This window comes from Clostridia bacterium (assembly GCA_028698525.1).
GTDB lineage: Bacteria > Bacillota > Clostridia > JAQVDB01 > JAQVDB01 > JAQVDB01.
In genome coordinates this window covers 37,693-44,578 of the sequence record JAQVDB010000008.1, presented here as the reverse complement: position 1 = coordinate 44,578, position 6,886 = coordinate 37,693, and the positions used below count along the sequence as shown (strand labels likewise).

Genomic DNA, 6,886 nt, shown 5'->3' with positions numbered 1-6,886 from the left:
TTAACAATCGTTGGCATTCTGCTTGACAGTAGTCCGCTAATAGAGCGTAATAACGGAGGTTCTTTTGATATTTATGCAAAAACTGGTCAATTATTTTCATTTTAAACTCCCTTATTAAAGAATGGCAATATTGACAAAATAATTATATAAACTATAATATATTATATGAATTACAATTCATAAAGTCAATACAGGATGGATAAATAATGCCAAAGATAATTGAAGATGTTGAAGAAAATATTTTTAAATCTGCAATGGAGCTTTTTAGTTTAAAGGGATACCAAGATACTGAAATGAAAATGATAGCTGAAAAAGCGGGTTTGGCGGTGGGTACATTATACAACTATTATAGAAGCAAGAATGGTCTATTTATGTATATTTTAGAGAGTGAGTGGCAGGAAACCTGCAATAAACTAGAAAATATAAACTGTAGCTCTATGCCTTGGGATGAAAAATTAAAGGAAACTCTTTATGTTTTGTACGAAGACATGGAGGATAGAAAATGTTTAGGCTTTGAATTATTGAGAGCTAATATGATCAATTCAAAAAACAAAGAAAAGCTTTTGCTGCTTAAAGATGTATTATTATCAAATATAAGGCGAATTTTTATAGATTCATCTTTTGGGCACAAACAACATTTAACCCCTGAAATCATTGAAAGGCTTATTGATATGGTGGTAACCACAACTCATCGTTTGATAGTATTGTTTCCGTCGGAAAAAGAGAAGAACTTGGAATATCTTTATTGCATAATAAAAAAAATTGCAGCTTGATATTATAATTAAAAAATTCTTGAAGTTTACTTACAATAAGATTATAATATAGAAAAAACAGTTAAAATATTGATTGTAAAAATTAAATAAATAAATGCTGAATTCTTGCTTTTGTACAAGCAGGATACGGGGGAACCAATATAATGGGGTGAATCCGGATTTTATCCGGTAGGGTTAGTTTCCTTTCTACCCGAATCCGTCAGCTAACCTCGGAAGCTTTAAGGAAGGGTATCTATGTCTTTAAAGCGGTTTTTGCCTATGGGTTAGGTGATATCGCTTTTTTTGTTAACCAACAATATTTCATAAAATATATATGGAATATCTTATCATGAGTTTTCTGGGGATATTATCAAATAAATATGTTAGCGTTTCCAGAGCGTATATATTTTAAAAAAGGAGGTATGGTTTTTAGTTACTTACCTGTTTTTAATGCAGGCATTATAAATATTAAACGGAATAGTTGCGTATTTTAAGCGGGCTTAATATACTAGATAAAATTTAGCTGAATATGGGGAGAGGGTTTTAGTTATTAATTTAAAAAGTAGATTGGAGGAGTATAAGTATGAATGTAAAGTACAATGAAAAAACTAGAATTATGGAGATAGAGTATCAGTTTAGAGATGTAAAGGAGGCCAACCTGTTTAGAAATATTTATCCGTATAATCAAGTTCCTAGAATAGTGTTCAATCATAGGATAGTACCCATGAATATACCTGAACAGTTCTATATAACTGACACTACCTTTAGAGATGGTCAGCAGTCCAGATCTCCATACAAAGTTGATGAGATCAGTGACTTGTTTGATTTGTTGCATAAATTGGATAATGATAGCGGGATAATAAGGCAGAGTGAGTTTTTCGTATACTCTAAAAAAGATAAAGAGGCACTGATCAAGTGTATGGAAAAAGGGTATGAATATCCAAAAGTTACTGCATGGATACGAGCTAGAAAAGAAGATTTTCAAATAGTAAAAGAATTAGGGATAGAAGAGACAGGCATACTAGTATCCTGTTCCGATCATCATATATTTAACAAATTAAATATGAATAGAAAACAAGCTATGGAAAGCTATATTAGAATTGTTTCAGATGCACTGGAAGAGGGCATTATACCTAGGTGTCATTTTGAGGATATAACAAGGGCTGATTTTTATGGTTTTGTATTGCCTTTTGTCAATAAATTGATGGAGCTTTCTAGACAATCAAATATACCTGTGAAAATCAGAGCATGTGATACAATGGGGTTAGGTGTATCCATACCTGGAGTTGCATTGCCTAGGAGTGTTCCACAGATAATGTATGGACTTGTAAATTATGGTGAGGTTCCGTCAGAATGGCTAGAATGGCATGGTCATAATGATTTTTATCAAGCTGTATCTAATTCTACAACTGCATGGCTTTACGGGGCATCTGCTGTAAATACTTCTCTTCTTGGCATAGGGGAAAGGACTGGAAATACTCCTTTAGAGGCAATGGCAATGGAATATGTTCAATTGCGTGGTAATGATGGTGGGATGGATTTGAGGGTTATCACTGAGATAGCTGAATATTTTGAGAATCATTTAAATTACGAAATACCTCCCAGAACGCCTTTTGTAGGCAGAGCTTTTAATGCTACTAGAGCAGGTATACATGCAGACGGTTTGCTCAAGGATGAAGAGATATACAATATATTTGATACCACTAAAATATTAGGAAGACCACCTGTTGTAGTAGTAGATGCACACTCAGGCTTGGCAGGGATTGCTGCATGGTTGAATAGCTATTTTTCATTAAAAGGGGAGGATGCAATAGATAAGAGGGACCCAAGAGTTGCAAAGATAAAGGAATGGATAGATTCTGAATATGATAGTGGAAGGGTTACAGTTATAGGGGATTCAGAGATGGAGATTTTAGCAAGCCAATATTTCCCTGAACTTTTTTCCATCAGACAGAGCAGAATAAAATAAAGCTATCCAGATATGATATACACCCATATTTAACAACATGAAGAGTGGACATGAGCACAGTTCACTCTTCTTAATATATGATTAAATAATAAATCTTCTATCTTTTTTATGTAATTATATTGGGTTATGGAGCAAAAAAGAATCATGAAAACCAGTTAGAGCAGTTATTACTATTTTAATTTTGCTTGAAGGTAATTTATACTAGTAGTAAGATATAATAAAACGAGGTGATGCTAAAGTGAAAGTTATAAAAAGAGATGGAAGGATTGTAGAATTTAATCTGGATAAAATAAAATTGACTTTGGAAAGAGTGTCTGATGAAACAGAACAACCTTTTCCCGGTTCAGATATTGACAAGTTGAGTAAAGAAATAATTAAAAGGATTAAATTGCGTAAAACAGATCCGATTAAATCTTCTATGATACATGATATTGTAGTGAATGTCTTGAAGGACGCAGGATTTTATGATATTGCACAGGCATACAAATCCGGTAAAAGCAAGTAAAAATATCGAGATATACAGGTTTTGTATTTTATGTTATATTAGATATTGACAATAACTTCTGAAGGAGTTGTAACAATGCAGATTATTATTACAGATGATGGAGAGAAATATAACGGAGTGATTAAAAGCCATCCCAAAAGCCATATATTACAAACATATGAATGGGGTCAGCTTAAAAGTGATTATTGGAAGCCTTATTATTTATTATTTAAAGAGGATCAGGATTTTATAGGTGGCATGTTAATACTTGAAAGGAAAGTACCTGGGATTAACAGGAATATCCTTTATTCACCTAGAGGTCCTGTCATTGATTTGCAAAATTATGAATTGTTGAGCCAACTGATCCAACAGCTTAAGAAATTTATCAAAACTCATAAAGCTGTGTATCTCAGATTGGATCCAGATATTTCTGTTAAAGATGAAACAGTTCACCAAAACTTAAAAAAACTTGGATTTTATATAAAACCTAAAAACTTAAATTTTGAGAGCATACAACCAAAATTTGTTTTTAGATTAAATATCAAAGATAAGACGACAGAAGAATTATTGAATTCGTTTCATTCAAAGACCAGATACAATATTCGTTTAGCCAAAAGAAGAGGTGTACAGATCAGAGAAGGCGGCAGGGAAGATATAAGTAGTTTTTACAATTTAATGAAAACTACCGGCGAAAGAGATGACTTTGTCATAAGACCTATTGAATACTTTGAAAGTATGTATGATTTATTTGTTCCTAAAGGATTTATGAAACTGTTTATGGCAAGTTATGGTGGAGAGGATATAGCGGGAACAATATGTTTAAAGTTTGGAAATAAGTGCTGGTATCTCTACGGTGCAAGCGCTAATAAACATAGAAATAAAATGCCCAATTATCTGTTACAATGGGAAATGATAAAATGGGCTCATTCAGAGGGCTGTGAAATATACGATTTTAGAGGGGTATCCGGTGACCTAGACCCTTCCAATCCTTTATATGGATTATATAGATTTAAGAAGGGATTTAATGGTGATTTTACTGAGTTCTTAGGTGAATATGATCTGATTTCAAATAATGCCTTGTATAAGATGATAGACGCAGGTCTAAAAGTTCGTAAAAAGATAATGCATCTCAAAAAGTAGTCGGGGTGATTGAGTTGGAATCCGTTGATAGGACAACTACAAAATATGTAAAGATATACAAACAGAAAATTATAAATAATATACATAAGGCAAAAAAATATATAGATACTCCTGTGATGGCAGTGGTTAAATCAAATGCATATGGTCATGATTTAAAACTTATATCCCCTGTTTTGCAAGATAGTGGGGTGTCTTGGTTTGGAGTATCAACTGTAGATGAAGGAATAGCTCTTAGAGAAATAGGGATTGACATGCCAATATTATTACTTGCAGACCCTATGCAAAGATTTGAAGACTTACTAAACTATGATATTACCCCTACACTTTCATATTTTGAAGATGTTAAAATGCTAGAGGAATTGTTATCAGAACGAGAACAGCAAAAGAATGCATTTATAGCAATAGATACAGGAATGGGAAGATACGGTTTTATTGAGAATCAAATAGATGATTTGATACAAGTCATAAAAAGTACAAATTGGATATCATATATTGGAGCAAGTACACACCTTTCGTCTGCTGCAGATAAGAAATTCACCGGAAGACAATTGGACCTGTTTAATGCCTGTATAGAAAAGTTCAGGCAAAATGGAATAGAGTTTCCAATAGTTACAGCGGCTAATAGTTTAGCAGCTATGGATTTCCCGGAAAGTCGATTTAATTTGGTCAGATTAGGTAATATCATTTATGGTGAAAAAATATTCAAAGCCGATATATCCTTGGAAAAGACCTGGGATTTCATGGTTAAAATTATCAGGGTGAGGGATATCCCTTCGGGATCATATGTAGGATATGGGCATACGTTTAAGGCTAAGAGGGATATGAAGCTAGGGATTTTAGATTTAGGATATTACGATGGATTTTCTACAGTAAGAAAGAAAGATCCGACTATTTTTATCAATTTTGCAAAAACTATATATGGTGCAATGAGGGATTTCATCAAACCTACGCCTTTAGTTTATTTTAAGGACAAGCCCATCAAAATTGTTGGTCAAGTGAGTATGCAATTAACTTGTATTGATTTAACAGATACAGATGCTCAAGAAGGTGATTTTGTCAGAGCAATGATCAATCCTATCTACATAAAAGAGAACATTCCAAGGAAATTAGAAGAATAGGTAATTAATAAGCTGTTCTAAAAAGACGGAGCAGCTTATTTTATTATCTTTTTACCATTTAATGAAGGAAATTTTATTTTTGTGAAGAATAATATTTTTAATGAAGCAATTTGAGACTATTTTACTGCTGGAGACCTATATTACTTTATGGATATTTAGGATAATATTTTATTATGCACTACATTAGAAGGTGACTATATGGAAAAGGCTTATCGTACAAAGAGAAAAAAGAAATTTATAAGATTGGTTGTATCTATTATTATAATTTTTTTTATTTTATTATTTATATACAAACATTATTACAACAAGATGGACTACAAAACGGATATTTTACAGCAAGGGAAGATTGAAAAGATTGAACGGTATAGCGGAATTATTACCAGGGATGAGAAACTATATGAATCTCCTGCATATGGACAAGTGATTTTGTACAGTCAGGAAGGCGATAAGATTTCAAAGGGCAGTAAAATTTTATCCATAGTGAAATCTGAACAGGCCAACGAGGTGGATGAGAGATTAGCAAAAATAGATGAGGAAATCAATGAATATTATCAAAGAAATGTAGTGGATAAAATTATTAAAGCAGATATTGAAAAAATCCAGGATAAAATTAATTCTGTTCAACGGGAGATACAAACAGCTACTAAACAACAAGATATGCAGTTAGTAGAACAAAAAAGCAAACAGCTTGAAGGGTTGTTGGGAAAACGATCAGATATGATCGCTCAGAGTTCGGAAAATGAATATTTACAATCACTATATGAAGAGAAGAATCAGCTTATGGAAAAGAGACAAGAATTTGTAAAAAATATATATTCACCGGAGGCGGGTATTGTAAGCTATCTGATCGATGGGTTTGAAAAAGTTTTAACTCCTGATGCTATTGGGGATTATACATGGCAAACAGTAAATAATATAATGACCAAAACTGAAAACCATCCGGATATGGAGCAAGAAATCAACGCAAGTGTGGGACAGCCCTTGTATAAAATAATTGATAATTTTAAATGCTATATAACGATCCCTATTGATAGGGATTATTCAAAACTATTGCAGGATAAAAGCTTTATTGAAATAAAGATAAAAGACCAATTTTTAGAAACAAAGATATTGGGTATAAATGATAGTTCAGAAAAGAGCATATTAAATCTTGAGCTAAAATATGATATACCGCTGTTATGGCAATCTAGGGTTTTAGATTTTGATGTTAAGTTACAGGATGAAAAAGGCTATAAAGTTCCATTAGAGTCTATAAAAACAAATAAAGGTACAACAGGCATATATATATTAAAAAATAATTTTCCCCAATTTGTTCCTGTCGAAATACTAGGAAATGACGAAAATTATGCTATAATTGAAGGTAAGGATGATAACTTAAAATTATTTACGGAATACATAACGGATGCAAATGAAATACGATAAA

The 6,886-nt window shown here is 32.4% G+C and carries 6 protein-coding genes and 1 riboswitch; all 6 genes read left to right on the top strand.

Annotated features, from left to right (window positions below; all coding sequences use genetic code 11):
• Nucleotides 1-206 precede the first annotated feature (206 nt).
• The 6 genes from PHP06_02175 to PHP06_02150 all read left to right on the top strand — a co-directional run bounded on the left by PHP06_02175 (nt 207) and on the right by PHP06_02150 (nt 6,885).
• The gene (locus PHP06_02175) at nt 207-773 is read left to right on the top strand and encodes a helix-turn-helix domain containing protein (protein MDD3839362.1); all 567 of its coding nucleotides are present in this window, start codon (nt 207-209) and stop codon (nt 771-773) included.
• Between the two features lie 85 nt (nt 774-858).
• Nucleotides 859-1,006, top strand: a riboswitch (cyclic di-AMP (ydaO/yuaA leader).
• A 329-nt stretch (nt 1,007-1,335) separates the two neighbouring features.
• The gene (locus PHP06_02170) at nt 1,336-2,721 is read left to right on the top strand and encodes a 2-isopropylmalate synthase (GenBank protein MDD3839361.1); all 1,386 of its coding nucleotides are present in this window, start codon (nt 1,336-1,338) and stop codon (nt 2,719-2,721) included.
• Nucleotides 2,722-2,959: 238 nt separating this feature from the next.
• Nucleotides 2,960-3,226, top strand: coding sequence for an ATP cone domain-containing protein (locus tag PHP06_02165; GenBank protein ID MDD3839360.1), 267 nt, complete (start codon nt 2,960-2,962; stop codon nt 3,224-3,226).
• Nucleotides 3,227-3,301: 75 nt separating this feature from the next.
• Nucleotides 3,302-4,345: a peptidoglycan bridge formation glycyltransferase FemA/FemB family protein gene (locus PHP06_02160; GenBank protein MDD3839359.1), complete on the top strand. Its 1,044-nt coding sequence runs from the start codon at nt 3,302-3,304 to the stop codon at nt 4,343-4,345.
• A 14-nt stretch (nt 4,346-4,359) separates the two neighbouring features.
• Complete coding sequence (alr, locus tag PHP06_02155) at nt 4,360-5,463, top strand: alanine racemase (GenBank protein MDD3839358.1); 1,104 nt, start codon at nt 4,360-4,362, stop codon at nt 5,461-5,463.
• A gap of 198 nt (nt 5,464-5,661) precedes the next feature.
• Nucleotides 5,662-6,885, top strand: coding sequence for an HlyD family efflux transporter periplasmic adaptor subunit (locus PHP06_02150; protein ID MDD3839357.1), 1,224 nt, complete (start codon nt 5,662-5,664; stop codon nt 6,883-6,885).
• Nucleotide 6,886: the final 1 nt, after the last annotated feature.